Below are 26,923 nucleotides of genomic sequence, written 5' to 3'. Positions count from 1 at the left end.
TCAATCCTAACTATGCTAATGAGTAATGGCCTTTTATTAAATTTAATTGATTTTATCCTTTACAAATTTTAAAGATAAAAAACGTAAAATCAAGCCATGGATTTACTAAAAGACCCGTTAAATAAGCTCATCATTTCGCTTTCGCTTCCAGCCGGCACCGCAATAATGTTTAATACTCTTTATAACGTTACTGGCACTTTTTTTGCAGCAAAAATTTCTACCCTTGCCGTAGCTGGTATGGCTATGAGCTTTTTGCTTTATCTAAGTATTGTAGGCATTGGGCTTGGTTTTGGCTCAGCACTAACTGCGCTAATAGGCAATAGCCTTGGAGCAGGAAAGATAAAAATGGCTAAATTCTATGCGGCAAATGGAATTATCTTTGTGCTAGCATTTGCTATTTTTATGGGATTTTGTGGCTATTTTTTAGCACCAAACTTGCTCACTTTTTTAGGGGCTGATCATAACTATTTAAAAGAGGCACTTGATTACGCAGGTGTTATCTTTCTTGCTGCACCATTTTTCTTGATTATCAAATCTCTAAACGGAGTGCTTGTGGCACTTGGAGATACAAAAAGTTACCGCGATTGGCTATTTTATGGCCTTTTTATCAATGCATTTTTTTGCTACTTTTTTGCATTCATTTTGGATCTTGGCGTAAAAGGACTTGCTCTAGCAACAGCTAGTGTTCAGCTTTTGGGCATGATCTACCTTTTTGCAAAAGTTAAAAAAGCTAAGATGATCGAGCCAAGAAATTTAAGCTATTTTGTGCCAAATTTTGGTATTTGGGCAAAGATTGCAAAGCAAGCTCTACCAGCTTGTTTGAACTATCTATCGATGTCGCTTGGCTCACTTGTACTTTTAAAATTTATAAGCTACTATGGCGTAAATGCCGTAGCAGGATATGGTATAGCTTTAAGGATAGAGCAAATTTTGGTATTGCCTACCATTGGTATGGCCGCAGCAGTTTTAAGTATCGTTTCAAGAAACTATGGCGCTAAAAATTTTAAAAGAGCTAAGCAATGCTATAAAATTTCGCTTCTTTTTTTGCTTATCTATTGTGTATTTGCTTGCGTTTTTATTAGATTTTTTGGTGAAGATATGATAAGAATTTTTGATGATACGCCGGCGATTTTGGAGATAGCAGGGCTTTATCTTGGTATAAATTCTCTTGCTTACGTAGCTTATGGCGCGATAAATGTCTCAGGCAGCACTCTTCAGGCCGTAAAACGCCCAGTGGCCATCTTTTTGCTAAATGGATTTAGGCAATTTGTGCTTCAAGGATCACTTTTTTACGTGGTAGTCTTCTATTTTGGTCTTGAGATAAAATTTATATGGCTGGCTCTATTTTTTAGCGTCTATCTCACAGCTATTTGCTTCGTTTTTTGGACACTTTATCAGTTAAGAAGGGCTACTGGCGTAAGCTTTTAAATTTAAAACAAAAAGCAAAAAAGCAAAGTGAAGCAACTAAGATTATGCTAGCTCCGCCTGTTAGGTTAAAATAAAAGCTAATAAATAGACCGCTAAAGCAAAAAACGACTGAAAAGATAGTGGAGATTAGCATCATCAGCCCCAGTCTTTTGGCAAAAATTTGTGCTAAATATGGCGGTATAGTAAGAAGAGCGATGACTAAAATCAGCCCCACAACACGAATCGTAGCTACTACACAAAGTGCCATCATGCACACTAATAAATAGTGAAAAAATGTTGTATTTACGCCGCGCAGCTTTGCAAACTCTGCATCAAAGCTAATAGCTACAAATTGACGATAAAAAAGGGCAATGAGTGCTAAAAATAAGATGTCTAAAATACTCATAAATGTTATATCTTGCCCGCTTACTGCTAAGATAGAGCCAAAAAGATAGCTCATAAGATCGGCATTGTATCCCGGAGTTAAATCGATAAAAATGATACCAATAGCCATGCCAAATGCCCAAATAGCACCGATAACTGAGTCGATGTTGGTTTTATCTTTTAACGTGATAGTAGCGATTATAAGGGCTAAAAAGAGTGAGAATATGCTAGCACCAAGAAGTGGTTCAAGCGAGAAGAAAAAGGCAAGTCCTATGCCGCCATATGCTCCGTGCGCGATGCCGCCAGCGATAAAAGTCATTTTATTTATAACAACGAGCGAGCCTATGAGCCCACAAATAATACTAACTAAAATGCTAGCAATAAAGGCATTTTGCATAAAATTTAACTCTAAAATTTCACTCATTTTATCTCTTTAGCTTAAAAACATTACTTTTGATTTTGCACTCACATTCGCCAAGTGCGATCTCGACATCGCAAAAATGGCTATGAGATTTTGCTAAATGCTCTATAAATTCTCTTTTTGCAGTATCTTCATGAGTTTTATGAATATGTAAATTTTTACTCACATAGGCAATTTTTGTAGCATAATTTAGCACGATATTTAGATCGTGACTTACCAAAACTACGCCAACACCACTTGCATTTATATTTTTTAAAATTTCATAAATTTCAGCCTGACCCTTTGTATCGATACTGGCTGTTGGCTCGTCTAAAACGAGAACTTTTGCATTTGCACAAAGCGCTCTTGCGATATACACACGTTGTCTTTGGCCACCGCTTAGCTCGCCAATTCTAGCGCTTGCAAATTCTTTCATGCCAACTTTCTCAAGGGCAGCAAGAGCCATTTGTTTCTCACCTCGCGAGTAAAAACCAAAAATTTTTTTGTCTATTAGCCCCATTAAAACTACTTCTAAAACCATCATTGGAAAGCTTTGATTTGAGAGAAAATTTTGAGGCACATAACCTATAAATTTACTGACTTCGCTTGGCTCTTTTCCAAAGAGCTTTATCTCGCCACTTTGAGGCTTAAGTAGTCCTAAGATAAGCTTTAAAAGCGTGCTTTTGCCACCACCATTTGGACCGATAATAGCTAAAAACTCATCGCTACTATAATCTAAATTGATACCTTCTAAAACCACTTGCTTATCGTAGCTAAAGTTTAAATTTTTAATTTTTATAATTTCTTTCAAAACAGACTCTTTTGCGTAAATGTCGTAGTAAAAATAAAAAGTCCAAGCCAAAGCATAACGCTAAGAGCCATAAATTCGGCATAGATTTTAAACTTTTTTAGCTTAATGTTTGTGCTCTCATTTATCTTGGCTCCAAAAACAGCCGCTAAAAATATCACTGCGCTCATGCCAAGCGCCATAAATACGCCACTTATAACGCCTGCAAAATAGCTGCCTAGCTCATTTGCTAGCACAAAGACAAGTATCGTACCAGGACAAGGAATAAGTGCCGCAGCAGCTGCAACCAGCCATTCTTCTTTGCTTTTTGGTTTTTTTGTAGTACAGATGTTACAGCCACAGTCGCTAGTAAATTTTGTATTTTTACTCAAATTTTGGCTTAAACTTGAGCTAAAAATATAAAATTTACTTAACTCTTTTTTGCTTGAAAGATAAATTTTGACCTTTTTATAAAGCATAAAAATCGCTACAAAAAAGATAATAACGCCAGAAAATGCTGTCGTAACGCTTGCTGTATCTTTTGTCAGATCGCTACTGATCTCACGCAATATCATAAAACTAGCAAGCACAAAAATAAACGCGCCCACAACATGTAAAAATCCGATCTTTAAAGAGAAGAAAAAGGCTTTGGCGTAGCTTCCACCAGTTGCGGCAAAATAAGAGCTTGTGAGCACCTTGCCATGTCCAGCAGATGCAGCGTGTAAAAAGCCATAACCAAATGATATTAGCGCTAAAAATAGCAGAGTTAGCGGACTTTTTTGATCAAAATTTCTTAGGATTTGCTTTAATCTATCAAGCATGCTTAGACTTGTTTTTGAAACAAGATCAAACTTAGCTTCATCGATCTTATCGACCTGGCTTAAATTTTCATCTTCAAAATTTACCGAGTTTGGCTCTTTTAGAAGCTCTTTTAACGCAGGCTTTTCGTTATGAGCTTTGGCTGCAGCCTTACTTGAAAATGTAAAAAATATTAAATTTGCATTTGGATTTGGTATCGTCCAAAACTGATCTGATACCAAAAATGCGTTGTTTTGTGTAAATTTAAAATTAAAATATCCCTCTTTGTCGTCCATTTCAACAGACACCACAAAGCCATCTTTGATAAGCAAATTTGTCTTAAAACTAACATCAAATTTTAATCTACCCTCATCAAAATAGAGTTTATACTTTTTTAAATTTAGCTCAAGCTTCGTGGCATTTTCATCTTTGTAAAAGTACTCAATATTCGTTAAATAGTGCCTTGGCACAAGATAATCAAGTAAATTTAAGCGGATCTTTTTGATCTCGCTTTCATCTATCTTTTCATCCTGATTTAGGTCAAAATTTTGCCTCATAAGCTCTGAGAAATTTTGTGAAAATGTCCATGAAAAAGCAATTGTAGTGATATTGTTTTCGTTTGAGTCAAATTTTACGCTCACGTGAGCGGTCGGGCTATAAAGCGAGCAAAGAGCACACCCGAAGGCATTTATAGCAAAGAAGCAAATGACAATCAGGCGTGCTAACATTTTTTATAGACTCTTAGCAAAAATTTCTGCTGTTTTTTTCATCTCATCTAGCCAATTTTCTGGGAGCTGGTCAATACTTATGACCTTTGAGCCAGTCTCTTTTGCTACTAAATTTGCAGCCTTTGTTGGAAACTGTGGAGCCACGAAAATAACCTTTACGCCGTGCTCTTTAGCCTCTTCAATGAGCTCTTTTAGCTCAGCTGGCTTTGGCTCTTTGCCCTCTATCTCGATAGCGATTTGCTCTAAGTTATAGCGTTTTGCAAAATATCCCCAAGATGGGTGATATACGATAAATTCGCGAGTTTTAACATCTTTTAGAGTATTTTTTATAAAACTATCGAGCTCGTCAAGGCTGGCTTTAAATTTAGCTAAATTTTCCTCATAGAGCTTTGCATTTTGCGGGAATTTCTCTATTAATGCCTTAGCAATATTATCAGCTTGAGTTTTTACTAAAATCGGATCAAGCCAAATGTGTGGATCAAGGCCGTCATGATGATGGTGATGATGCTCGCTAGCTTCGTGGTCATGGTCATGATGCTCGTGATGTTCATGTTTATGCTCGCCCTCGTGCTTGTGCTCGTGATGTTCATGGTGTTCATGATGTTCGTGTTCATCACTCATAGCTATCTTTTCGATGCCTTCTTGTGTTTTTACAATGTGTAAATTTTTAAAAGATTTTGAAAAACGCTCTAGCCAAGTATCTTCAAACTCAATACCAATAGCAAAGTAAAGCTCGCTTTTTTCAAGCTCTTTCATCTGTTTTGGCTTTGGCTCATAAGTGTGCGGATCAGCACCTTTGCCAACCATTGTATTTACGCTTAGTGTATCACCAGCGATCTGCTCAACAAAAAATTTTGTAGGCAATATACTAGTCGTAACAACTGGCTTTGCAAAAAGCGACAAAGCGCAAACTGCTAAAAAAACAAAAATCTTTCTCACCATCTCTCCTTTGTTTGAAAAAATATTGCGGAAGTTTAGCAGATTGCAACTTGGTTGCAACTTAAAGAACGAAAGCCTAAATATAGTGCTTTTTAAATGAAATTTAAAACTTTTAGCGTTAATATACAAAAAATAAAAAGGGCAAGGATGAATGCGAGAAATTTCTTAGAAGAGCATAGTATCAAAGCAACTACTTTTCGCATAAAGCTCGTTGAAATTTTGCAAAATGCCAAAACTCCATTAAGCTATGATGAAATTTTAGAAAGCCTTAATGCAAATAAAACTACTTTTTATAGAAGCATAGAAATTTTTGAAAAAAAAGGCCTTGTCATAAAAACCGAAAATAATCATAAAAGCTACTACGAACTAGCAAATGAGGCAAAAGCGTACTTTATCTGCGATGTCTGTCATAAAGTCACAAACATCGATATGCCACATCTAAACGTCGCTAAAAATATAAAAAGCGCCGTGATAAAAGGCGTTTGTGATGAGTGTGATCACGAGTAAAGAGCGATTATCTCAGCTGGAATGGCTTTTGGGCGATTTGTTTTTAGATCAACATAAACAAACTCGGTCTTGCCAGTTGCTATTAGCTCGTCATCTTTTTTAAACTCAAAATATCTACACGAAGTCGCCTTGCCTTCAGCTTGTGTATAAGTGTGAATTTCTATCTCATCCATCAATTTTACGCTTTTTATATATTTGGCTTCATTTTTTCTAATGAGCCAAATTTCTCCCCTTTTATACTGCGCCTCGACCGTGTCGCCAACCGCAGCAGAGTGTGCAAATGCAGCCTCTTGCATAAGAGTAAAATAATAGACATTATTCATGTGTCCGTGCATATCAATGGCTTGTGGTGGGATTATTACTTTGTAGATAAAATCTTTCATTTCTGGCCTTTTTTGCTAGAATTATAACCAAAAATAAGGAGCTAAAATGCAAAATTTATGGGATAAAAAGGCGTCAAATTATCAAAGGTTTGATGGCAAAGTAAGTGCTATTCAGCAACAAATTTTTGCTAAAGCCTTAGCTTGGGGAGTTGATTTTAGCGGTAAAGAAATTCTTGATATAGGCTGTGGTACCGGTGTTTGGACGATATTTTTATCAAAAACTGCAAAAGATATAACAGGTATCGATAGCTCAAAAAATATGATAGAAATTTTAAATGAAGATGCTAAAAGATTTGGCGTAACAAATTTAACTAGTGAGGTTTGCTCGTGGAGAGAATTTAAGCTCGCAAAGCACTTTGATATCGCAATTTGCACGATGAGTCCAGCGATTGCTAGCGATGAAGATTTTGCTAAATTTCATAGTATCGCAAAACAAAAACTCTATCTTGGCTGGGATAAGCCTAGAAGCTCTGATTTGATTGAGCCATTTTTTAAAAAATTTGGACGCACTCTCTCTCAAAAAAATGTTGTAAATAGGCTTGAAGCGTGGCTAAATGAGCAAGGGATCGCTTATAAGAGTGAAATTTTAAATGAGACAAGGATCGCAAGACGAAGTGTGCAAGAAGCTGCTGAGAACATCTGCTGGCACCTTGAGATAAACGGAGCTAAAAACTACGATGAAAAGGCGGTTTTAGCGATGTTAAAAGAGAGATTTGATGGCGAGTTTATAGATGAAAAGATAGAGTCGCAGATGAAGCTTTTTGTATTTTAAACTAGTTTTGATCTAGAGAAAAATTTTTTACCAAATTCGCTAAATATAACTCCAAAGATTATTAAGATCGCGCCAAAAATTTGTATGAGTGTTAGCTTTTCACCAGCGAAAAAATAGCCGATAAAGCCAGCAGAAACTGGCTCAAGACAGAAAAATAAAGCTGCTTTACTGGCTGTTGTATATCTTTGAGCGATGGTTTGAACAAAGTAGCAAAAAATGGTGCCAATAAATGCAGTGATGAAAATTGCTATAAAAAATTCCCTATCGTAATTTGGCACCACACTACCTTCAATAAATGCAAAGATAAATGAGAGTAAAGAGACGGTGAGAAATACCACAAATACAAGCAAATAAAGCTCGCATTTTCTTACAAAGTGGCCATTTAAGCTCGTGTAAAGTGCATAAAATATGGCACAAAGTAGGGCAAGTGCCTCGCCAGCTCCTAAGGCAAGAGTGGCTCCACTTAAAAGCCATAGTCCAAAAATAGCAATAAGCGCACCAAAAATAGCAAAAATAGTTATTTTATTTTTAAAAATGAGTGCTGTCATAAAAGGCACGATCACACACTCAAGCCCTGTAATAAAGGCAACACTTGAGCTAAAAGTAAGCTTTAGAGCGTAAGTTTGCGTGGCAAATGATAAAAAGAGCACCGCGCCAAGGATAACGCCGTAGATGACGCTATTTTTGTCAAATTTCTTAGTAAATTTAAGCGCGACAAAGCCCATAAAGATAGCCGAGAGAAAAAACCGGCAAAAGAGCATGACAAAGACGCCATTTGTCTTTAGCGCGTTTGCCATGGGTAAAAACGTAGCGCCCCAAACGATGGCAACTACGATAAGAGCGATGTCGGCTCTATTTTGAGCGCTTAAATTTCTCATTTAAAGATCGAGTCAAGCACCTTTTTGCCGCTATCTAGGCTAAAGCCGCTTCTTAGCCCCTTTTCTTTCTCGCTCATCACATTAAATAGCCCATCTAGCGTCTTTCTCGTGATATATGCGTTTAGATTCTCGCCATCATCTGGCACATATTCGCTTGCGCCTAAATTTTTAGCTAGGCTCTTTACTGATTTTATCGTTTCGTTGTTTTTTGCTGAGCCGCCGATGAAAGAATTTAGCCCATTATAGGCGGTCGCAAAGCTATTATCACTCATCATTTTCTTGATTATCGGCGTAAATGCTGCCTTTAGCTTTTGGCTGGAGCTTTTCTCTAAATACTTCGTAACGCTGTCGCTGCCGCCATTAAAGAGCTTTTTGACATCAGCCTCGCTCATATTTTTTATGCTCTCGCTAAAAATTTCAGCAGCCTTTGGTACAGCCGTGGTCGCAGCGTTGTTTATCGACTTGCTAAGGTCTTGCGCCCACTTCTCGCCGCCCACTTTTTTGGCTAAATTTGACGCCATCTCAAGGCTTTTTGGAAGCGGGATTTTAGCTGTGGCATTGTTTATAAAGCCCTCTTTTGAAAGCTCGCTCACAGCGGCATTTAGTGCCTCGCTAACTAAGCTTTTATAGTCGCCACTTGATGCGTGAGTGGCGATTTTAACGCCTTTATTTATCATATCGTCCATGCTTGCGGCTTGTAAATTTAAAGCAAGCGCGCTACAAAGAATAATAAGTGATCTTTTCATCTTCTCTCCTTTTTTAAATTTAAAGCAAAATCATACAAAAAATATCTAAACGCTTAAAATAAATTTAATATTTTTGCACTAGAATTCACCCTTTTTTGAGGGGAATTTATGCAGCTTTTACTTCTTAGCTTCGCTCTTAGCATGGATAGCGCGGCACTAAATATGGCAAACGGCGCAAGGTATAAAAGCCTTGGCTTTGGCAAAATTTTATTTATCGCTTTTATGCTTGGCTTTTTTCAGTTTCTCATGCCGCTTCTTGGCTATTTTCTAGGCATTAGCTTTGCTAAATTTATAAGCTCTATCGATCACTTCATAGCATTTTTTATACTTTGTTTTCTTGGCTTTAAAATGCTAAAAGAGGCCTGTAGCAAAGAGGAGTGTGAGTATCTTAAGATAGGATTTAAGACCATTTTGTATGGGGCATTTGCTACTAGTGTGGATGCTCTTGCCGTTGGTGTCACACTTAGCTTTGAAGAGATAAATATCTTTCAAAGCTCGCTCATCATCGGTGTAGTCTGCTTTGCATTAAGTTTGATTGCTTTTTATATAGGTAAATTTATGGGTGAAATTTTAGAGAAAAAGGCGCTCTTTTTGGGAGGAGCGATATTAATTTTTCTAGGTTTTAAAATTTTAATAACGCATTTAATTGAAAGCGGCACAGTCCAATAAAAATTTAAAATAACAATTAAAAATAATATTTAAGATTAACTATATTTTAAAGCTTATATGGATAAGATTTTGATTTTTAGAAGTGGTGACCCATACGAGACTCGAACTCGTGTTACCGCCGTGAAAGGGCGATGTCCTAACCGCTAGACGAATGGGCCACATGTCGGTTATGAAGTTGGGATTATATTTCTTTTATACTTAATTTTAGATTAATAAGGAAAAATTTTTGAAAAAATTTTTATTTACTTTGTTGTCTGTTTTTATTTTTACAGGCTGCGTGGCTACCAAAATACCGCAAAATTCACAAGCTTTTCAAGTTACTTTATTTTCTCCGATGATCAAGATAAATGACGTTGGATTTTTCCATAAATATAAAAATGAGCTAAATTTGCAAATTTATAGCTCTGGTGTAAACACCGCAAACATAAACATAAGAGATAAAATTTGCATAAATAGCGCTTGTTTTAACAAGACCGAGTTTAATGAGAAATTTTTTCTAGCCCCGCATTATGAGAGCCTTTTTGAAGAAATTTTACAAAAAGAAAAGATTTATGATGGCAAAGGCTTGATAAATACGGAGTGTGGTTTTAGTCAAGATCTAAGTTCATATTTTATAAAATACGAGGTTTGTGATAACTACGTCAAATTTGTAGATAGCAAAAACAAAATAAGAGTGATAATAAAAGAGTTAAAATGAGATACATAGGAGCTCACGTAAGTGCGGCTGGAGGCGTGTTTAATGCACCTTTAAATGCTGCAAAAATAGGAGCAAATGCCTTTGCGCTTTTTACAAAAAATCAACGCCAATGGAATGCAAAAGAGCTAAGTGCTAGTGAAATAGAGCAGTTTAAAGAAAACCTAAAAATTTCTGGCATAAGCACAAAGCATGTTTTGCCACACAGTAGCTACTTGATAAATTTAGGCCATCCAGATGAGGAGGCAAGAGCAAAGTCGCTTGAAGCCTTTGTGGATGAGATAGATCGCGCCAGTAAGCTTGGGCTAGAGCTTTTAAATTTTCATCCAGGCTCACATTTAAAACAAATAAGCGAAAAAGAGTGCCTAGATAATATCGCAAGCTGCATGAACACAGCACTTAAACGCACAAGCGGTGTAAAGCTAGTCATCGAAAATACAGCTGCACAAGGCTCAAATTTAGGCTTTAGTTTTAAGCAGATTGCTTATTTAATAGAGCGAGTAGACGATGAGAGTAGGGTTGGTGTTTGCTTTGATACCTGTCACGCATTTGCTGCTGGATATGATCTAAGAAGCAAAGAGGCTTATGCTAAAACTATGGGAGAATTTGATGCGATCATCGGCTATAAATTTTTATCCGGTATGCATTTAAATGATGCAAAATTTGGACTTGGTTCAAAAAAAGATAGACATGAGAGTCTTGGCAAAGGCGAGCTTGGATTTAGTGCTTTTAAAAATATAATAAATGATGATAAAATAGGCGAAATTCCTTTAATATTAGAGACGATTGATGAGAGTATTTGGGAAGACGAGATAAAAATTTTAAGAAATTTCGAAAAGGAAAAACTATGAAAAAAGTGCTATTAAGCATTATTATTGCATCTACTTTGCTAAATGCTGGAGGTTATAAAGTTCCTGAGCAAAGTGCTGATTCTTTAGGTCTTGCTGCTAGTAACGTAGCCTTTAGTTTTGGGGCTGACGCGGCGTATTTTAACCCTGCAAATATGATGTTTTTAGACGGGCTTCACCATTTTGAAAGCACGCTTGGCTGGTTTCATATAAATAAGCTTGAGTTTAAAAGTGATAGTGGCAAAAGCTACAAGTCAGAAAAATTTGACTCGCTAGCTGGTACATTTAGTTTTGTAACGCCAGAAATTTATGAAAACTGGAAATTTGGTTTAGCTCTTGCCGTTCCTGCTGCTGTTGGTGTATCATGGGAAGATCCAGCTACCGCATTTACCGCTAAAAGGTTTAAGCTGCAAGTTGTTGAGCTAAATCCAACTGTGGCTTACCGCATAAATGATAAACTTGCCGTTGCTCTTGGCGCTAGAGGTGTTTACACCAAAGGTAAGATAGCAAGTGACTTTGGACAGATAGGCTACAGAGAGATAAAAGGCGATGGTATGGGCTATGGCTATAATGTTGCACTTACTTATAGACCTATTGAGGATTTAAGTTTTGCCGTTACTTACCGCTCAAATGTAAATTTAGAACTTAAAGGCCATACAGATGCTGATTTTTATAACCTACCTATAAGCTACCATGGCAAAACAAAAGTCGAGATCCCACTTCCTGCTCAGCTTGTACTTGCAACTGGATATAAATTTAGCGATTTTACTCTTTTGATAGCTTTTGAGAGGACTTATTGGTCTAAATTTAAAGGCTATGACTTTGAATACATGGATAAAGGTCCAGCTCACTCGCATCCAGCTTTTGCAAGATTCATGGACGACCCAGTTGTCAAAAATGCAAAAGATACAAATACATATAGACTAGGCCTTGCCTATGATGTAAATGAAAAAATTAGGCTAATGGCTGGCTTTGCCTATGATGAGGACATTACAAGCAGCAAGCATACTGGATTAGAGCTTCCAAATACTACATCTAAGGTATATTCTTTTGGAGTAAATTATAAATTTACGCCAAATCTTGAAATGGCACTTGGATATGTTTATCAACACCGTGATAAGAAGCGTGCGACAGGTATTACCAACAGTATTGCTACGAAAATGTCAGGGGAATTTGATACTGGTACGATCCAAATCCTTGGTACGACTTTTAAATATACATTTTAGTTAGGGTTAATAATGCGATACTCTTATAATAATTTTTATGAAATTTTAACCAAAGTAGCAAAGGAAAATCCAAATCAAGTAGTTCTTTTTGAAGAAAAAGAGAAGCTAAAATATCGCGAATTAAAGCAAAATGTCGATAAAGTGGCAGCTTATTTGCAACTGGCTGGAGTAAAATTTGGTGATAAAGTAGCTATGGCGGTTACAAACTCGAAAGAATTTATCATCTCATACCTTGCGATAACCGCAATAGGCGGTATCGCAGTGCCTATGAATACTTTTTTAAAAGCAAACGAGTTTGAATATATCACAAATGATTGCGGTGCAAAGGTGCTTTTTGCGTCTAGCTCGCTTGCAAAAGAGTTAATCGCATTAAATGAGCTTGAAATTTTAAGAAAGATAATCTGGATCGGTGCAATACCAAAGAAGCTTCAAAGTGCCTCAAAAGATGAATATATAGACACTGACGAAGAGTATGGCGAGAGTGCGTATCTTACTTCAACACCTCAAATTTCAAAAGAGGACATGAGTAAGGGTTATGAAAATAATGGCCTTGTTAAAAATATAAATTTTGCAGAAACTCTAAATCATAAATACGCTCTTAGTATCACAAAGTATCCGGCAATAGATGATTTAATGCATATAATTTACACTTCAGGCACTACTGGCAAGCCAAAAGGTGCGATGATAAGCTATAAAAATATCTTTTCAAATTTAATTGGAGCTCATGATCGTTTCATAGTGAAAAAAAGCGATCGTTTCATAGTCTTTTTGCCGATGTTTCATAGTTTTACGCTAACTGCAATGGTGTTGCTTCCGATATTTGCGAGTGCATCTATGGTGCTTGTAAAGTCGGTATTTCCATTTTCAAATGTACTAAAACAAACTTTGCTAAAGCGTGTAACTGTATTCTTAGGAATTCCAGCCATCTATACAGCTATTGGTAAGGCAAAAATTCCTTGGTATTTTAGATGGTTTAACCGCATTAGATTATTTGTAAGTGGTGCAGCTCCGCTTGCAAAGCAGACGATAGATGACTTTAGAGTGAAATTTCCGCGTGCAACACTTGTCGAGGGATATGGACTTAGCGAATGCTCGCCAGTCGTAGCTGCAAATTTATATGATAAACAAAAGCTTTTAAGTGTAGGGCCTGCGCTTGATGGTTATGAGGTAAAGATCGTAAATGATGAGATGATGGAGCTTCCAGTTGGCCAGATCGGTGAGATCATCATAAAGGGTGACTGCGTCATGCAAGGCTACTATGGTATGCCAAGCATAACTGATGAAACCATCATAAACGGCTGGTTAAAGACCGGAGATCTTGGCAAAGTCGATGAAGAGGGCTTTATCTATATCGTTGATCGTAAAAAAGATCTTATCATATCAAAGGGCATTAACATCTATCCGCGCGAGATCGAAGAGGTTATTTACAAACTTGAAGCAGTCGAAGCAACAGCGGTAATTGGCGTAAAAGACGTACATGCCGATGAAGAGGTTGTGGCGTTTATTCAGGTAAAAGATGGCATGGATCTTGATGAAAAAACAGTAAGAGAGCATTTAAAGAAAAATTTAGCGAATTTCAAGATACCAAAGAGTATCTATTTTGCCGAGGAGTTACCTAGAAATGCCACTGGCAAAGTGCTAAAACGTGTATTAAAAGAGCAAATAGAGCAGATGAAGGATAAATTTTAGTGAAATACTTGCTTGATTTTTTAAACCAGGACCTCAAAAAAAGCAAAATTTACGAGCTGATAAAGTTCGGCGACGAAGAGGGAGAAATTTTAAAATATCTAAGTAAAGCTTATGTGCAAGGAACAGCTAATATGAGCGTTTTTGAGCTACTTGGAGCAGTCTTTGGCACACAAAATGATAAGCAGCTTTTGTATCTAAAATTTATAAAAAATTTGCTTGATAGCGGTTGGATTGTACAAAATTATAGTCTTTTTAAAATACCTGAGAGCACGCAAAGGGCTTCAGCTCAAGGGCTGCTTTCTTTGCTTCATTCTGAAATTTCTCTATCAGCCACATTTTTAAAAATTCTTGAAGATGGCAATGCTGATATAAATTTGCCAGAGCTTACGCCATATGAGGATCATTTGGAGTATTTAAAAGATCAGTTTTTAAAGGTGGAGCTTTACTCAAAGGCTGCTATTTTTGGCGATGACTCAAGTGATGCCAAAAAGCGAATAAATGAGCAAATTTCTGAGCTTACAAAGCGAATCAACGAGCGAGTAAAACTAAGCAAGATCAGCCTAAAAATAGAGCAAATTTTTAAAGAAAATTCGCTCGATGAAAAAGAGCAGATTATATTTTTAGCCCTTTTAAAAGAGGAGTACGCAGGCGACTTTGAAAATGGACGAGATCTAAACACGCTAGTTGGGCTAATAAGCAAAGATGAGTTTGAACGCATTAAAAATCGTACTCTTTTAGAGGACGGCTCAAGGCTCATAGAGGGCGTACTAATCGACTACGACGAGGTTTTAAATGCTTATGGAAACGTGAGCAAGAGCTTTTTTATAAATGAAGAAATTTTGCAAAGCATAATGCATCCAAAAAATGATAAAAATAGCAAGAAAATCAAGATCGAAAGCCTAGTAAAAGAGCAAGAAATTTTTGAGCTAATAGAGCCAGTAACTAGCCTAGAAGACGTCGTGCTAAACGAAAAAACAAAGCAGCTTTTAAGCACGATACTAAAGCAAGTCGATAAAAAAGTACTCGCCAGACTTAGCAGCTGGGGCATAAAAACTAGGAAAAACATAGACGCTAAGATCATCTTTTACGGCGAGCCTGGTACCGGTAAGACGATGAGCGCGGTTGGGCTTGCAAAGAGCCTAAAGAAGCAAATTCTAAGCTTTGACTGCTCAAAAATTTTAAGCAAATATGTCGGCGAGAGCGAGCAAAATGTAAGAAAAATTTTTGATACTTACAAAGAAATTTGCAAAAAAAGTGGCAGCGAGCCGGTGCTCTTGCTAAACGAGGCCGATCAGTTTTTAAGCACGAGAGTGGAGAGCTCAAGCGGGGCTGAAAAGATGCATAATCAAATGCAAAATATCTTTTTAGAGCAGATCGAGCGCTTTGAGGGCGTGCTGATCGCTACGACAAATTTCTTACAAAGCCTTGACGTGGCGTTTTCTAGAAGGTTTGACTACAAGATCGAGTTTAAAAAGCCTGATTTTAACGGCAGGCTTGCCATTTGGCGTAAAATTTTGCCCGAAAATGCAAGCTTTGAAGATGGCTTTAGCGTAGAAAGGCTGGCTGAGTTTAACCTAAGTGGCGCACAGATCGTCCTTGCGCTAAAAAATACCGCACTAAAAGTCGCTATAAAAGATGATGGGATCTTTACCTTTGAGGACTTTAAAACGACGATAGAGCGCGAGCTAAACTCAAGTTTTGGCGAAGATAAAAAGATGGGATTTGGCTCTTAGGGCTTCTCTTTTCTGATCCTAGTCATTTTGTATGGTATCAGTAATAAGATGATGCTTTGCGCTACTACAAAGACCAAAGTACCGACAATCACCGATGTGAGCGAGAAATTTTCCTTTTCATCTATTAAAATTTGCACGAAAGTCACTACTAAAAGCCATAGTAGGACAGATATCCACTCATAGCCACTTAGTATAAATTTAACTCGCTCACTTACCTCAAATTCACTACCATAGCCTTTGCAGATAAGTAGTTTTTTGTCAAAAAAGTCCCAAAATTTTGAAATTTTATTACTACCTTTATCACAAAATATAAAATCGCAAAGATTATAAATTAGTTTTTCATTGCTAAAAAATATTGAGTAGACTATAGCCATCATAAGCTACAAAAGAACCACTGGCATATATCTTGCTTACTATCTTAAAAATATTACCACTTCAAATTTGTTTCCGTATTTTTTACAGCAGTGCTTTTTTGACCAAAAAAGAGATGAGAAAAGGTAGGATTATTGATTTTTTGACTGAAATTTTGACATCCTAGCCAAGGCTATTATAAAGATTTAGTAGTCAAAAAATTGATAAAAAGGCTTGCAAATTTTAGAAATTTACTGATTGATCTTATCGAGTAGTTCTTCGACCTCTTCGAGCGCAAAGGTCTCTTCTGAGCTCTGTTTTAAGAAGCTCTCCATAAATTCTTTCTTCGAGATCGCAAGGTCAAGCTCCTTGTCGCTGCCCTTTTGATAAGCACCGATGCGAAGCAAGACTTCGTTTTCTTTTAAAAGCGAGTAGAGGCGCTTAAATTTCATCGCATTTAACTTATGCTCTTTACTGATCACATCGCCCATAACACGCGAGGCCGAGTTTTGGATGTTGATAGGTGGGTAAATTCCAAAGTCCGTTAGCTCGCGACTTAGCACGATGTGGCCGTCTAGGATAGAGCGGCTTTGGTCAGCTATTGGATCGCTCATATCATCGCCCTCGACTAGCACGGTGAAAAATGCCGTGATACTGCCTTTTCCCTCCTCTTTGCCAGCGCGCTCCATTAGCTGTGGCAGGAGTGTGAGTGAGCTTGGCGGATAGCCTTTTGATGTAGGTGGCTCGCCAAGCGCAAGGCCGATCTCACGCTGCGCCATCGCAAAACGTGTTACGCTATCCATGATGAAAAGCACATCATTGCCCTGCTGTTTGAAGTACTCAGCCACGCTCATCGCGCAAAATGCGCCGTATTTTCGCATGAGCGAGCTATCATCACTGGTCGCTACGATGATGACCGTACCCTCCAGGTCGCCGCCTAGGTTTTTTTCTATAAATTCAGGTACCTCGCGACCACGCTCGCCTATTAGTGCGACTACTTTTATTGGTGCCAGTGTGTTTTTTACGATCATGCCCATGAGGGTTGATTTGCCTACGCCTGAGCCTGCAAAAATTCCCAGCTTTTGCCCTTTACCACAAGTAAGCAGTCCATCTATCGTCTTTATGCCGACGCTAAAAGGCTCATTTATAAGCCCCCTTTTCATAGCGTCAATTGGTGCTCTCATGATCGGCATGTACTCGGTTGTATCAATCGCGCCTTTACCATCTATGGGCTTCATAAATGGATCAACCACGCGCCCAAGCAAATTTGGCCCCACCGGTATGCTCATTCCTTGATCGCTCTCATAGACGAAGTCGCCTATCCTAAAGCCCTCAACAAAGCCAAATGGACTGATATAAGCACCATCTGTCTTTATCTGTGTGACCATTCCAAGGCCATTTTTGCTCTTGTCTTTTGCAACTATTCGCACGATGTCACCGATACTCGGACGAAGTCCAGTGATCTCGATAGTTGTAGCTGTGATTTTAGTTATGATGCCAAAGGTGTTTGAGAGTTTCACGCCCTCTTTAAGCTTTAAATTTATATGCTCTAAGCTCAAAAATGCGTTTCCCTAGGAGAATTTATAAGCGAGAAAAATTCTCGCCTTGTGTCTGCGTTTTTGATAAAGCAGCCTCTAAGTGCTGAGGTCGTGGTGGTTGAGTTTATCTTTTGCACACCTCTCATCTCAACGCACATATGTCTAGCCTCAACGACGACTCCAACGCCTTTTGGAGCGATAACGTCCTCAAGCGCCTTTGCGATCTGCTCAGTCATTTGCTCTTGAATTTGCAAGCGTCTTGCGTAGATATTTACCATGCGTGGAATTTTACTAAGCCCAACGACCTTGCCATTTGGGATGTAAGCCACATGCACTCGGCCGATAATAGGCAATAAATGGTGCTCGCAAAGACTGTAAAATTCGATGTTTCGCATTAAAACCATCTCGTTATTTGAGCTAGTAAAAAGTGCGTCACCAAGAACCTCTTTTGGATCTTCATCATATCCGCTAGTTAGAAATTTAAATGCTTTAAAGACACGCTCAGGCGTCTTTATAAGCCCTTCTCTGTTTGGATCTTCACCTATTATCGTTAGCATGTTTTTAACCGAATTTTCAAAACTCTCTTGCATAAATTTTCTCCATAATTTTATTGCCAGATTCTACGTTAAAACGCCTTTTATATCTATAAAAATTTACAAATTTACAATGAAATAAGGAAAATTCTGCTATATTTTGGGCTAAAAATTTGTATTCATAAAGGAATTAGATGGAAATCAAAACAAAAGCTCTAGATAGCGTAAATACCCTAGCAAGCACGACTATAAGTGCGGATGCTATAAAATCTAGCGTAGAAAAACTAGCAAAAAAAGCAGCAAAAACTATGAAAGTAGATGGCTTTAGACAAGGCCATGTACCAGTTGCTATTGTGCTAAAACGCTACGAGAAAGAGCTAACAAACGATGCTGAACAAGATGTCTTAAGAGATGTTGTTGATGAGGCTATAAAACAAGCAGGCAAGAAAAATGATGATCTTATCGGCGAGCCTATCGTTTCAAAATTTGACAGAAAAGATGGCAAGATCGACGTTGAGCTAACAGTTTCATTTAAACCAAGCGTCGATGTGAGCGGCTATGAGAGTTTAATACCTGAGTTTTCAAACCCACGTGTTTTGAAAAAAGATATCGATGAGAAAAAAACTGAACTTCTAAAAATGATAGCTCCACTTGAAAAAATTGATGGCAAAAGAGGTCTAAAAGTTGGCGATTTTGCTAAATTTGACTTTGAAGGCTTTGTTGATGGCGTTGCATTTGATGGTGGCAAGGCTGAAAACTACGTACTTGAGATCGGCTCAAATCAATTTATCCCAGGCTTTGAAGATGGTATGGTAGGCATAAAAGCTGGTGGTGAAAAAGATATCGAGGTTAAATTCCCAGAAAACTATGGTGCTGCACATTTAGCTGGCAAAGACGCTATCTTTAAAATAAAACTTCATGAAATTCAAGAGAGAAAAATTCCTGAAAAACTAGATGAAGAGATACTAAAAACTTTACTTCCAAATGAAGAAAAACCAACTGAAGAGTTACTTGATGAGCGCATAAAAGAGCAAATCCGTCAAGAGAAAATTTATAAACTTATAAATGATGAGCTTAAGCCAAAATTTGCTGAGGCTGCAGTTGAGAAATTTAAATTTGATGTGCCAAAAAATATTGTCGAGCAAGAGATTGATATGCAGTTTAGAAACGCATGGAGCTCATTTACTCCAGATGATATGAAAAAATTTAGAGATGACAAAGATGCTCTTTCTAAAAAACGTGACGAGTTTAGAAAAGACGCTGAAAATAGCGTTCGTTTAACTTTCATCATCGATGAACTAGCTCGCGTAAGAGGCGTGAAAGTAAACGATCAAGAGGTTGTTCAAGCGATCTATTTTGAGGCGTATAGAAGCGGTCAAGATCCAAAAGCACACTTTGAGATGTACCGCAACCAAGGCATGCTTCCAGCTATAAAGATGTCAATGATCGAAGAGAAGCTATTTGGTGAGCTCTTTAACAAAGAAAAAGACGAGAAAAAAGTAAGCAAAAAAGAGAAGGCTGAGTAATGAGCTATTACGTTCCTGTCGTAGTTGAAAGAACTAGTAGGGGTGAGCGAAGCTATGATATATACTCCCGTCTTTTAAAAGACAGGATCGTTATGCTAAGTGGTGAGATAGAGGACGGCATGGCCGCTTCTATTGTCGCCCAGCTTCTATTTTTAGAGGCTGAAGATCCAGATAAAGATATCTATCTATATATAAACTCACCAGGTGGCGTTATAACAAGTGGCTTTAGCATCTATGATACGATGAATTACATAAAGCCAGATGTTTGCACGATCTGTATCGGCCAAGCTGCTAGTATGGGTGCATTTTTATTAAGCTGTGGTGCGCCAGGTAAAAGATATGCATTGCCAAATTCTCGTATTATGATACACCAACCACTTGGCGGCGCTAGAGGACAAGCGACTGATATCGAGATACAAGCTCGTGAAATTTTGCGTATGAAAGAGATTTTAAATGGAATTTTGGCCAAAAATACAGGTCAGAAGCTAAGTAAGATCGTAAAAGATACTGAACGTGACTTCTTTATGAGTTCGGCCGAAGCCAAAGAGTACGGACTTGTTGATAAAATTTTGGAGAAAAGTTTTAAATAAGGCCCAAAGTGATAAAGATAGATAATGCACCAGACCCTAAGAAAAAAGCGGTTGAGGTAAAACATATTCTAGAAAAAGAAAAGGTAAATATCTACAAATTTTCAGAAAATGTTTTGCATGAATTAAGCGACGATAATGTTCCATCTACGCCAAACAATTACTCTATTTATTTTGAGAAAATGCTTGATGGGCAGCCTGATGAATTTAGAAAAGAGATCGGTGATATGATAGTCATAAATTCCGAGATATCAGTACCATCAGGCAGTAATATCTCTATTGAAAAAGAGATAAAGCAAGGATTTATCCAAATAAAAAGCATGCTTCAAGCCGTGGTGCTAATCTATAAAAATTTAGGCATCATGAGAGGCCTAGTGCAAAAGCGCATGGATGCACTCAAAAATAATACAAATATCCTAGCTCTTCAAAATGTTTTAAGCGCATTTAATCATGACCTAATAAAATTAAACAGCCTTATGGATAAGCATCTTGATGTCATTAAAGTAAGCTATGACGAAGTAGCTAAAATGCTTAAATCTATTGAAGAGCAGTCGATTTATGATACGACATATGACGTCTATAATAAAAAATTTCTAGTAGCCACAGTGCAAAGTGAAGTAGAAGCCGTTAAGAGATATGGCTATAACGCATCGTTTTTACTAGTAAGAGCAAAAGACAGATTTACAAATCGTGTAAAAAATTTAAAAGAGCGAAACAATATGTATAAAGCTATATCACAGCTTCTTTTAAGAACTTCTAGAAGAAGCGATATAGTAGCTCATTACGGTGATGGCTGTTTTGCTATGGTTATGAAATATACTGATGAAAATGGCACAAGACAAGCCGGTAGTAGAATTTTAAATATGCTTTCATCTATACCTTGGAAGATAGATGGTGAAGAGTGCAAGCTTGATATCCAAGTGGTTTCAAGCATGATAACAAAAACAAGAAGTGCTGAAGAATTAATCTCTTACTCATTAGATCAACTAATGCTAACACAAGATGATGAGCAGCCTATATTTTTGGGTGAATAAATAGGAGTTTGGGCTTGATCTTAGAGGTTTTATCTTATCCAAATAAAAAGCTTTATGAAGTCTCAAAAGAGGTTAAAATTTTTGACGAGGAACTTCACAAACTACTTGATGATATGTATGATACGATGATTGCAAAAGAAGGCATCGGCCTTGCTGCTATTCAGATAGGTGTTGCAAAAAGAATTTTTATTATAAATCTAGCCAATGACGAGGGCGTACAAGATAAAGAAAATTTAATCGAGATCATAAATCCAAAATTTGAACTACGCGAAGGAGAATGCATATATCAAGAGGGTTGCCTTAGTGTGCCTGGATATTATGAAGATGTAAAAAGAAATGAGGTTGTGGCTATCAAATATCAAGACCGCTTTGGCAAAGAGCAAATTTTAAAGGCTGATGGGCTTTTGGCTATCGCTATCCAGCATGAAAATGATCATTTAGATGGACATCTTTTTATAGAAAAAATCGGATTTAATAAACGCAAAAAATTTGACAAGGAATACAAAAAGCAAAAAAAAGAAAAAGCTTCATGAAGTCTTTAAGATGCGCTACTTACGGCGATGGACTAAAGATAATTGACGTTGAGTCTATCTTCTCTCGTGGGCTTCCTGGTTTTAGCATCGTTGGGCTTGCAAGCACAAGTATAAAAGAGAGCACAGAACGCGTAAAAGCAGCACTTCTAGCACTTGACTTTTCTTTTCCAGCACAAAAGATTACCATAAATTTATCCCCTTCAGATCTGCCAAAAAGTGGCTCACATTTTGACCTAGCTATCGCTATTCTTATAGCTCTTCAAAAGGCAAAAAACTTAGAGAAAATTTTTGTATTTGGCGAGCTTGGGCTTGATGGAAGCGTAAAAAGCACAGCAAATTTATTCTCAATCCTTCTTTTTTTAAGCACACAGGTAAAAAACGTAAAAGTCTTAGTACCAAAAGAGATAGCACAAAAAGCTTCAATGATCCCAAATTTAGAGATTTATGCGATTAGTACTCTAGAGGAAGCGATTAGATTTTTTAACGACGCAGAATTTGCAAAAAGTATACATTTTAACGCTACTCATGAACTATTTTCAAATGTGATAGAAATTTCTGGTAAAAGATACGTTCCAAATTTAAACTTCGAGCTTGATTTTAAGGATGTTTTGGGTCAAGAAAGAGCCAAAAGAGCCTGCGTTATCGCAGCCGTTGGCATGCATAATATTTTATTTGAAGGCAGCCCAGGCAGTGGCAAAAGCATGTGTGCAAAACGCCTAGTTTATATAATGGCACCTCAAAGTTTAGAGGAGGTTTTAAAATCGGCCGCTTACCGCTCTTTAAATCTTCAGGATAGCGAATTTACAAGTATTAGAGCTTTTCGCTCGCCCCATCATACTTCAACCAAAAGCTCGATCTTTGGTGGTGGTTCAAATGTCGCAAAGATCGGTGAGATCGCGCTTGCAAATGGTGGAGTACTATTTTTTGACGAGTTTCCACACTTTTCAAAGCAGGTGATAGAAAGCCTAAGAGAGCCACTTGAAGACAATCAAATCCACATCGCAAGGGTAAATTCAAAAGTGACTTACGAGACTAAATTTATCTTCGTAGCCGCTCAAAATCCCTGCCCTTGCGGAAATTTATTCTCTCGCAATCTAAATTGCAAATGCAGTGAAAATGAGATAAAAAACTATAAATCAAGAATTTCAGCTCCTGTGCTTGACCGCATTGATTTAAAAGTTGCTATGGATGAGAGCTCACCAAATGATAGGTCAAGCTTGAACTCGCAACAGATGAGCGATATGGTTTTAAAAGCCTTTATCTTTCAAAAAAAGCGCGATCAAGATGAGCTAAACGGCAAGCTAAATGATGCACAAGTAGAAAAATTTTGTCTACTGGATAATGAAGCAAGAGAAATTTTACAAAAGGCGTCCTTGAGGTACAATCTTTCTCAAAGAGGCATAAAAAGGACACTTAGGGTGGCTAGAAGCATCGCTGATCTTGATGAGAGTGAGCAAATTTTAAAGCCCCATATCTTAGAGGCGCTTAGTTTTAGGGCATAGAATGAAAAATTTATATTTAGACACGAGAGTTTTAGACGAGAGGGCGAGCGAGAAATTTGACCTTAGTGAAGAAATTTTAATGGAAAACGCCGCCGCCGGCATAGCAAATTTCGTACGTAAGAAATTTAAAAAAGGTATGAGGGTACTAGGCGTTTGCGGTGGTGGAAATAACGGTGCTGACGTGCTTTGTGCTTTAAGGATGTTAGAGGGCGAGTTTGAATGCGAATTTATCTTAGCTAGTCAGAATTTAAAGCCACTAGCCATTAAGCAGCTTGAGCGAGCTAAATCTGCTGGCGTGCGAGAGAGTAAAGACGCAGAAAATAGCTTAAATAGCGCAAAATGCGTCATAGACGGGCTTTTTGGCTCTGGCTTAAATAGAAATTTAGACGAAAATCACATAGAGCTTATCTCAAAGATAAACAAAAGCTCTGCCTACACTATCGCTTGTGATATGCCAAGTGGGCTAAGTAGTGACGGCAAGATGCTAGGTGCTTGCGTAAAAGCAGACATTACGATCACGATGGGAGCTAGAAAGCTTGGGCTCTATAGTGACGCTGCAAAAGACTTTGTTGGCAAGATAAAGGTCGCTGATCTTGGTATAAGCGCTCAAAACTATGAGTGCAAGAGCGACTATCACTTGCTTGAAAAGTGCGACCTCGTGCTTCCAAATAGAAAAAATCAATGCGTAAATAAGGGCGACTTTGGCCACGCATTTATCATATCTGGCGAGCACGTGGGAGCTAGTAAGCTTTGCGCAAAGGCAGCATTTGCCTTTGGGACTGGGCTAGTTAGCGTGATAAGCAATGAGAGTCTAAATTTGCCAACGCAGATCATGCAAGCTAGCAAGATAAGCGATAAAATGAATGCCGGAGCCGTTGGCATGGGGCTTGGCAAAAAGGGCATAGAAGAGCTTGATACGCAAATTTTAAAGAGCAAAAATCTTGTTCTTGACGCTGATATCTTTTACAGCGTAAAGGTGCTTGATCTACTAAATGAAAACTGTGTTTTAACGCCCCATCCAAAAGAATTTTGCTCACTTTTAAAGCTTTGTAATATAGTAGATATCGACGTAAAAACATTACAAGAAAATAGATTTGCTTATGCTAAGGCTTGGAGTGAGAAATTTAAGGCTGTGCTAGTACTTAAAGGCGCAAATACGATAATCGCTAAAGACGGGCAAATTTATATCATGCCTTATGGTAAAAATATACTTGCAAAAGGTGGCAGTGGTGACGTACTAAGCGGACTTGTACTTGCTCTTTTAGCTCAAGGCTACGAGTCACTGGATGCTGCTATCTCGGCTACACTAGCTCATGCACTAAGCCTTAAAAATTTCAAAAAAAATAGCTATGCGCTTAGCCCAACAGACATTATAAAAGGAGTAAAATGCTTACGAAAAAGATAGCCATACTTTTTAGCGGTAGTGGCTCAAATTTAGAAGCGATACTTAAAAAAGTTCATAATCAAATTTTTAACGGCGTAAAGATCGAAGTTTGTCTTTGTATCTGCAACAAGCCAGGCGCATATGGCATAGAGCGCGCTAAGAAATTTGGGCTTGAGACGACGATAATAGAGAGTGCTAAATTTAAAAATCGTGAGGAATTTGACGCTGCAGTTGTGGAGCAAATTTTAAAAAGCGGCGCTGAACTAACGGTACTTGCTGGATTTATGAGGATATTAACTCCTGTTTTTACATCAAAGATAAAAGCCATAAATTTACATCCTTCCATATTGCCACTTTTTAAAGGCGCTCATGCGATAAAAGAGAGCTTTGAGAGCGATATGATGATAGGAGGCGTGAGCGTGCACTACGTGAGCGAGGAGCTTGACGGAGGTAAACTCATCGCACAAAGAGCGTTTGAAAGAGAAGATGGTATGAGCTTAGAGGATTGGGAGAGCAAAATCCATGCGATAGAGCATGAAATTTTGCCTGATAGCATAATAAAAATTTTAACAAAGGAAACAAATGTTTGAATGGTTTAGTTCGCCAGAAGCGTGGATATCACTACTTACGTTAACTGGCTTAGAGATAGTTTTAGGCATAGACAACATTATATTTATCGCTATTTTGGTAGGTAAACTACCTCAAGAGCAGCGCGGCAGTGGTAGGATTGTTGGCTTAGGGCTAGCTATGGTGACTAGAATTTTACTTTTACTTTCATTGTTTTGGATCATGAAGCTTACGAAACCACTCTTTACTATCGCAGAATTTAGTATAAGTGGCAGGGATCTAGTGCTTATACTAGGTGGTCTATTTTTACTTGTAAAATCAACCCTTGAAATACATTCTAGTGTTTCTGGTGAAGGTGAAGAGCATAAAAATAGCAAAAAATCACATGCAAATTTTTTGGTTATTGTAAGTGAGATAGCTGTTTTGGATATTGTTTTTTCTCTTGATAGTGTTATCACGGCTGTTGGAATGGCTGAGCATATAGAGATAATGATCATAGCTGTTATTTTAGCAGTTGGTGTAATGATGATAGCGTCAAAAGGTATTTCTAATTTTGTAGATAATAACCCGACTATAAAAATTTTAGCACTTGCATTTTTGGTGCTTGTGGGCATGACGCTCGTTGCTGAAGGATTAGGATTTCATATTCCAAAGGGATATATCTATTTTGCGATGGCATTTTCATTGGCAGTGGAAAGTATAAATATTTATGCTAAAAAGAAAGTGTTAGCTAAATAATATTTTTACGATGATGAAAAAGCTAATGACATGATGGATAAAATGTTAATCATATTATTAGCCTATCAAGTGATTTTTGTTTGTAGAATTTTAAGTAAGCAATTTTATAAAAATTCTAGCCCAAAAAGATAAATCTGTATAAATTTGAATACAAAATTTTGCTAAGTATAAAATGCATAATAGATAATAGATTGATATTTATTCCTTTGTAATATTAGTTAAAATATTCGTGCAAGGATACTTAAAAATCAGTGAAATAAAGGTCATGCTTTATGGTTAGGCAATAAGATAGAGAAGTATAAAAAGCTGACTTTTGTAAAAAATTATGTATTTTGTGAAGTATTAATTAATATTTTTGATTGAATTATCTTTTATATATAATTTCTATTAATTTAAGTGTTTTTTAATTGACTTTATAAAAAAAACAAGTTAAAATGCGACTTTTTAATGAGGTAGTGGCATAAACTTACAAACACGACTCAGGCGGGGTGTAGCGCAGTCTGGTTAGCGCATCTGGTTTGGGACCAGAGGGCCGAAGGTTCGAATCCTTTCACCCCGACCATGTTAAATGGTGAGTGTAGCTCAGTCGGTTAGAGCATCAGATTGTGGTCCTGAGGGTCGTGGGTTCGATTCCCATCACTCACCCCATTTTGGGCGCTCGTAGCTCAATTGGATAGAGCGACAGACTTCGGATCTGTAGGTTATGGGTTCGACTCCTATCGGGCGCGCCACTAAAATACTTATGCGCTCATAGCTCAGCTGGATAGAGCAACGGCCTTCTAAGCCGTAGGCCTCAGGTTCGAATCCTGATGGGCGTACCACTTTACTATTGTTGTGCGGATGTGGTGAAATTGGCAGACACGCCAGACTTAGGATCTGGTGCCCCACGGCGTGAAGGTTCAAGTCCTTTCATCCGCACCATTCTTTTTTATAATTTGAAATAATCTTATATAATCAGCATTTATTGTAGAAAATATTAGATATTTTTCTTGTTTCTTGACATGTAATAATGTTTTTTGTATAATCTCAATTCTTTTTTAAA

At 37.6% G+C, this 26,923-nt stretch carries 27 protein-coding genes and 6 tRNA genes; 22 read left to right on the top strand and 11 right to left on the bottom strand.

The genetic code is table 11. The features are described 5' to 3' along the window. Positions 1-96: 96 nt before the first annotated feature. On the top strand, positions 97-1,428 hold the full coding sequence (locus A3223_RS07110) for an MATE family efflux transporter (RefSeq protein WP_084109724.1): 1,332 nt from the start codon (positions 97-99) through the stop codon (positions 1,426-1,428). Here A3223_RS07110 and A3223_RS07105 read toward each other — a convergent pair. Genes A3223_RS07105 through A3223_RS07090 form a run of 4 tightly spaced genes read right to left on the bottom strand, consistent with a single transcriptional unit; the run spans position 1,409 to position 5,443 of the window. After that, positions 1,409-2,215, bottom strand: a complete 807-nt coding sequence (locus A3223_RS07105) for a metal ABC transporter permease (protein WP_084109723.1) — start codon at positions 2,213-2,215, stop codon at positions 1,409-1,411. The two genes, A3223_RS07110 and A3223_RS07105, sit on opposite strands and share 20 nt — an antisense overlap. 1 nt (position 2,216) lies before the next feature. Next, positions 2,217-3,002 (bottom strand): metal ABC transporter ATP-binding protein, encoded by a 786-nt coding sequence (locus A3223_RS07100; protein ID WP_084041801.1) that lies wholly within the window; start codon positions 3,000-3,002, stop codon positions 2,217-2,219. Next, a complete protein-coding gene (locus A3223_RS07095) occupies positions 2,999-4,504 on the bottom strand; it encodes a nickel/cobalt transporter (protein WP_084109722.1) in 1,506 nt (501 codons plus the stop codon). Before A3223_RS07095 ends, A3223_RS07100 begins: the two co-directional genes overlap by 4 nt. A 3-nt stretch (positions 4,505-4,507) precedes the next feature. Then, positions 4,508-5,443, bottom strand: a complete 936-nt coding sequence (locus A3223_RS07090; RefSeq protein ID WP_084109721.1) for a metal ABC transporter solute-binding protein, Zn/Mn family — start codon at positions 5,441-5,443, stop codon at positions 4,508-4,510. Between the two features lie 147 nt (positions 5,444-5,590). Between A3223_RS07090 and A3223_RS07085 the strand changes: the two genes are divergently transcribed. Beyond that, complete coding sequence (locus tag A3223_RS07085; RefSeq protein WP_084109795.1) at positions 5,591-5,950, top strand: Fur family transcriptional regulator; 360 nt, start codon at positions 5,591-5,593, stop codon at positions 5,948-5,950. Here A3223_RS07085 and A3223_RS07080 read toward each other — a convergent pair. Next, entirely contained in the window at positions 5,941-6,333 is a 393-nt protein-coding gene (locus A3223_RS07080) for an acyl-CoA thioesterase (protein WP_021090236.1), read from the bottom strand. The two genes, A3223_RS07085 and A3223_RS07080, sit on opposite strands and share 10 nt — an antisense overlap. Before the next feature lie 46 nt (positions 6,334-6,379). Here A3223_RS07080 and A3223_RS07075 point away from each other — a divergent pair, with 46 nt between their 5' ends. Then, positions 6,380-7,105, top strand: coding sequence for a class I SAM-dependent methyltransferase (locus tag A3223_RS07075; RefSeq protein WP_084109720.1), 726 nt, complete (start codon positions 6,380-6,382; stop codon positions 7,103-7,105). On the opposite strand, the gene A3223_RS07070 is transcribed toward A3223_RS07075, so the two are convergent. Together A3223_RS07070 and A3223_RS07065 are read right to left on the bottom strand one after the other, a co-directional pair. Next, positions 7,102-7,983 carry a DMT family transporter gene (locus A3223_RS07070; RefSeq protein WP_084109719.1) on the bottom strand — a complete coding sequence of 294 codons (882 nt, stop codon included), beginning with the start codon at positions 7,981-7,983 and terminating at the stop codon, positions 7,102-7,104. The genes A3223_RS07075 and A3223_RS07070 overlap by 4 nt on opposite strands. Continuing rightward, the gene (locus A3223_RS07065) at positions 7,980-8,729 is read right to left on the bottom strand and encodes a DUF4197 domain-containing protein (RefSeq protein ID WP_084109718.1); all 750 of its coding nucleotides are present in this window, start codon (positions 8,727-8,729) and stop codon (positions 7,980-7,982) included. Before A3223_RS07065 ends, A3223_RS07070 begins: the two co-directional genes overlap by 4 nt. A 108-nt stretch (positions 8,730-8,837) precedes the next feature. On the opposite strand from A3223_RS07065, the gene A3223_RS07060 reads away from it, so the two are divergent. Further along, complete coding sequence (locus tag A3223_RS07060; RefSeq protein ID WP_084109717.1) at positions 8,838-9,398, top strand: manganese efflux pump MntP; 561 nt, start codon at positions 8,838-8,840, stop codon at positions 9,396-9,398. 83 nt (positions 9,399-9,481) lie between these two features. On the opposite strand, the gene A3223_RS07055 is transcribed toward A3223_RS07060, so the two are convergent. Continuing rightward, positions 9,482-9,556: transfer RNA gene (locus A3223_RS07055), tRNA-Glu, on the bottom strand. Between the two features lie 68 nt (positions 9,557-9,624). Here A3223_RS07055 and A3223_RS07050 point away from each other — a divergent pair. Genes A3223_RS07050 through A3223_RS07030 form a run of 5 tightly spaced genes read left to right on the top strand, consistent with a single transcriptional unit; the run spans position 9,625 to position 15,588 of the window. Continuing rightward, complete coding sequence (locus tag A3223_RS07050) at positions 9,625-10,095, top strand: hypothetical protein (protein ID WP_084109716.1); 471 nt, start codon at positions 9,625-9,627, stop codon at positions 10,093-10,095. Continuing rightward, positions 10,092-10,943, top strand: a complete 852-nt coding sequence (nfo, locus tag A3223_RS07045; RefSeq protein ID WP_084109715.1) for a deoxyribonuclease IV — start codon at positions 10,092-10,094, stop codon at positions 10,941-10,943. The genes A3223_RS07050 and nfo overlap by 4 nt, the downstream gene beginning before the upstream one ends. Next, positions 10,940-12,166 carry an OmpP1/FadL family transporter gene (locus A3223_RS07040; protein WP_084109714.1) on the top strand — a complete coding sequence of 409 codons (1,227 nt, stop codon included), beginning with the start codon at positions 10,940-10,942 and terminating at the stop codon, positions 12,164-12,166. Before nfo ends, A3223_RS07040 begins: the two co-directional genes overlap by 4 nt. Positions 12,167-12,178: 12 nt before the next feature. Next, on the top strand, positions 12,179-13,855 hold the full coding sequence (locus A3223_RS07035; protein ID WP_084109713.1) for a fatty acid--CoA ligase: 1,677 nt from the start codon (positions 12,179-12,181) through the stop codon (positions 13,853-13,855). Further along, on the top strand, positions 13,855-15,588 hold the full coding sequence (locus A3223_RS07030) for an AAA family ATPase (protein ID WP_084109712.1): 1,734 nt from the start codon (positions 13,855-13,857) through the stop codon (positions 15,586-15,588). Before A3223_RS07035 ends, A3223_RS07030 begins: the two co-directional genes overlap by 1 nt. Here A3223_RS07030 and A3223_RS07025 read toward each other — a convergent pair. The 3 genes from A3223_RS07025 to folE form a co-directional block, all read right to left on the bottom strand. Next, positions 15,585-15,962 (bottom strand): hypothetical protein, encoded by a 378-nt coding sequence (locus tag A3223_RS07025; RefSeq protein WP_084109711.1) that lies wholly within the window; start codon positions 15,960-15,962, stop codon positions 15,585-15,587. The two genes, A3223_RS07030 and A3223_RS07025, sit on opposite strands and share 4 nt — an antisense overlap. 228 nt (positions 15,963-16,190) lie before the next feature. Further along, positions 16,191-17,483 (bottom strand): flagellar protein export ATPase FliI, encoded by a 1,293-nt coding sequence (gene fliI, locus A3223_RS07020; protein WP_374057437.1) that lies wholly within the window; start codon positions 17,481-17,483, stop codon positions 16,191-16,193. An 11-nt stretch (positions 17,484-17,494) separates the two neighbouring features. Further along, positions 17,495-18,067, bottom strand: a complete 573-nt coding sequence (gene folE, locus A3223_RS07015; protein WP_021090409.1) for a GTP cyclohydrolase I FolE — start codon at positions 18,065-18,067, stop codon at positions 17,495-17,497. Positions 18,068-18,204: 137 nt separating this feature from the next. On the opposite strand from folE, the gene tig reads away from it, so the two are divergent. From tig to A3223_RS06950, 13 genes are all read left to right on the top strand, one after another. Beyond that, positions 18,205-19,536, top strand: a complete 1,332-nt coding sequence (gene tig, locus A3223_RS07010; protein ID WP_084109709.1) for a trigger factor — start codon at positions 18,205-18,207, stop codon at positions 19,534-19,536. Next, positions 19,536-20,126: an ATP-dependent Clp endopeptidase proteolytic subunit ClpP gene (gene clpP, locus A3223_RS07005; RefSeq protein ID WP_054196008.1), complete on the top strand. Its 591-nt coding sequence runs from the start codon at positions 19,536-19,538 to the stop codon at positions 20,124-20,126. Before tig ends, clpP begins: the two co-directional genes overlap by 1 nt. Positions 20,127-20,134: 8 nt before the next feature. Beyond that, the gene (locus A3223_RS07000; RefSeq protein WP_084109708.1) at positions 20,135-21,157 is read left to right on the top strand and encodes a GGDEF domain-containing protein; all 1,023 of its coding nucleotides are present in this window, start codon (positions 20,135-20,137) and stop codon (positions 21,155-21,157) included. 14 nt (positions 21,158-21,171) lie between these two features. Continuing rightward, positions 21,172-21,690, top strand: a complete 519-nt coding sequence (gene def, locus A3223_RS06995; protein WP_084109707.1) for a peptide deformylase — start codon at positions 21,172-21,174, stop codon at positions 21,688-21,690. Next, the gene (locus A3223_RS06990; RefSeq protein ID WP_084109706.1) at positions 21,687-23,192 is read left to right on the top strand and encodes a YifB family Mg chelatase-like AAA ATPase; all 1,506 of its coding nucleotides are present in this window, start codon (positions 21,687-21,689) and stop codon (positions 23,190-23,192) included. Before def ends, A3223_RS06990 begins: the two co-directional genes overlap by 4 nt. A 1-nt stretch (position 23,193) precedes the next feature. Further along, positions 23,194-24,597 carry an NAD(P)H-hydrate dehydratase gene (locus tag A3223_RS06985; RefSeq protein WP_084109705.1) on the top strand — a complete coding sequence of 468 codons (1,404 nt, stop codon included), beginning with the start codon at positions 23,194-23,196 and terminating at the stop codon, positions 24,595-24,597. Next, positions 24,579-25,166, top strand: coding sequence for a phosphoribosylglycinamide formyltransferase (gene purN, locus A3223_RS06980; RefSeq protein WP_084109704.1), 588 nt, complete (start codon positions 24,579-24,581; stop codon positions 25,164-25,166). Before A3223_RS06985 ends, purN begins: the two co-directional genes overlap by 19 nt. Beyond that, on the top strand, positions 25,159-25,881 hold the full coding sequence (locus tag A3223_RS06975; RefSeq protein ID WP_084109703.1) for a TerC family protein: 723 nt from the start codon (positions 25,159-25,161) through the stop codon (positions 25,879-25,881). Before purN ends, A3223_RS06975 begins: the two co-directional genes overlap by 8 nt. A gap of 484 nt (positions 25,882-26,365) precedes the next feature. Beyond that, positions 26,366-26,443: transfer RNA gene (locus A3223_RS06970), tRNA-Pro, on the top strand. A 9-nt stretch (positions 26,444-26,452) separates the two neighbouring features. Then, positions 26,453-26,529 (top strand) — tRNA-His (locus A3223_RS06965). A 6-nt stretch (positions 26,530-26,535) separates the two neighbouring features. Next, positions 26,536-26,612: transfer RNA gene (locus A3223_RS06960), tRNA-Arg, on the top strand. Between the two features lie 13 nt (positions 26,613-26,625). Then, positions 26,626-26,702 (top strand) — tRNA-Arg (locus A3223_RS06955). A 15-nt stretch (positions 26,703-26,717) separates the two neighbouring features. Then, positions 26,718-26,802, top strand: a tRNA-Leu gene (locus A3223_RS06950). Positions 26,803-26,923 lie beyond the last annotated feature (121 nt).

It is taken from the genome of Campylobacter concisus (assembly GCF_002092855.1).
GTDB lineage: Bacteria > Campylobacterota > Campylobacteria > Campylobacterales > Campylobacteraceae > Campylobacter_A > Campylobacter_A concisus_AI.
This window is presented reverse-complemented; position numbering and strand designations above follow the sequence as displayed.

What these genes read in the sequence shown, in the direction of transcription:
- nfo (WP_084109715.1), top strand. Translation starts at nt 10,092, where the DNA reads ATGAGATACATAGGAGCTCACGTAAGTGCGGCTGGAGGCGTGTTTAAT.
- A3223_RS07070 (WP_084109719.1), bottom strand. Translation starts at nt 7,983, where the DNA reads ATGAGAAATTTAAGCGCTCAAAATAGAGCCGACATCGCTCTTATCGTA.
- A3223_RS07035 (WP_084109713.1), top strand. Translation starts at nt 12,179, where the DNA reads ATGCGATACTCTTATAATAATTTTTATGAAATTTTAACCAAAGTAGCA.
- A3223_RS06975 (WP_084109703.1), top strand. Translation starts at nt 25,159, where the DNA reads ATGTTTGAATGGTTTAGTTCGCCAGAAGCGTGGATATCACTACTTACG.
- A3223_RS07085 (WP_084109795.1), top strand. Translation starts at nt 5,591, where the DNA reads ATGAATGCGAGAAATTTCTTAGAAGAGCATAGTATCAAAGCAACTACT.
- A3223_RS07025 (WP_084109711.1), bottom strand. Translation starts at nt 15,962, where the DNA reads ATGGCTATAGTCTACTCAATATTTTTTAGCAATGAAAAACTAATTTAT.
- A3223_RS07080 (WP_021090236.1), bottom strand. Translation starts at nt 6,333, where the DNA reads ATGAAAGATTTTATCTACAAAGTAATAATCCCACCACAAGCCATTGAT.
- A3223_RS06985 (WP_084109705.1), top strand. Translation starts at nt 23,194, where the DNA reads ATGAAAAATTTATATTTAGACACGAGAGTTTTAGACGAGAGGGCGAGC.
- tig (WP_084109709.1), top strand. Translation starts at nt 18,205, where the DNA reads ATGGAAATCAAAACAAAAGCTCTAGATAGCGTAAATACCCTAGCAAGC.
- folE (WP_021090409.1), bottom strand. Translation starts at nt 18,067, where the DNA reads ATGCAAGAGAGTTTTGAAAATTCGGTTAAAAACATGCTAACGATAATA.
- A3223_RS07110 (WP_084109724.1), top strand. Translation starts at nt 97, where the DNA reads ATGGATTTACTAAAAGACCCGTTAAATAAGCTCATCATTTCGCTTTCG.
- A3223_RS07065 (WP_084109718.1), bottom strand. Translation starts at nt 8,729, where the DNA reads ATGAAAAGATCACTTATTATTCTTTGTAGCGCGCTTGCTTTAAATTTA.
- A3223_RS07040 (WP_084109714.1), top strand. Translation starts at nt 10,940, where the DNA reads ATGAAAAAAGTGCTATTAAGCATTATTATTGCATCTACTTTGCTAAAT.
- A3223_RS06990 (WP_084109706.1), top strand. Translation starts at nt 21,687, where the DNA reads ATGAAGTCTTTAAGATGCGCTACTTACGGCGATGGACTAAAGATAATT.
- A3223_RS07075 (WP_084109720.1), top strand. Translation starts at nt 6,380, where the DNA reads ATGCAAAATTTATGGGATAAAAAGGCGTCAAATTATCAAAGGTTTGAT.
- A3223_RS07060 (WP_084109717.1), top strand. Translation starts at nt 8,838, where the DNA reads ATGCAGCTTTTACTTCTTAGCTTCGCTCTTAGCATGGATAGCGCGGCA.
- A3223_RS07105 (WP_084109723.1), bottom strand. Translation starts at nt 2,215, where the DNA reads ATGAGTGAAATTTTAGAGTTAAATTTTATGCAAAATGCCTTTATTGCT.
- A3223_RS07095 (WP_084109722.1), bottom strand. Translation starts at nt 4,504, where the DNA reads ATGTTAGCACGCCTGATTGTCATTTGCTTCTTTGCTATAAATGCCTTC.
- purN (WP_084109704.1), top strand. Translation starts at nt 24,579, where the DNA reads ATGCTTACGAAAAAGATAGCCATACTTTTTAGCGGTAGTGGCTCAAAT.
- clpP (WP_054196008.1), top strand. Translation starts at nt 19,536, where the DNA reads ATGAGCTATTACGTTCCTGTCGTAGTTGAAAGAACTAGTAGGGGTGAG.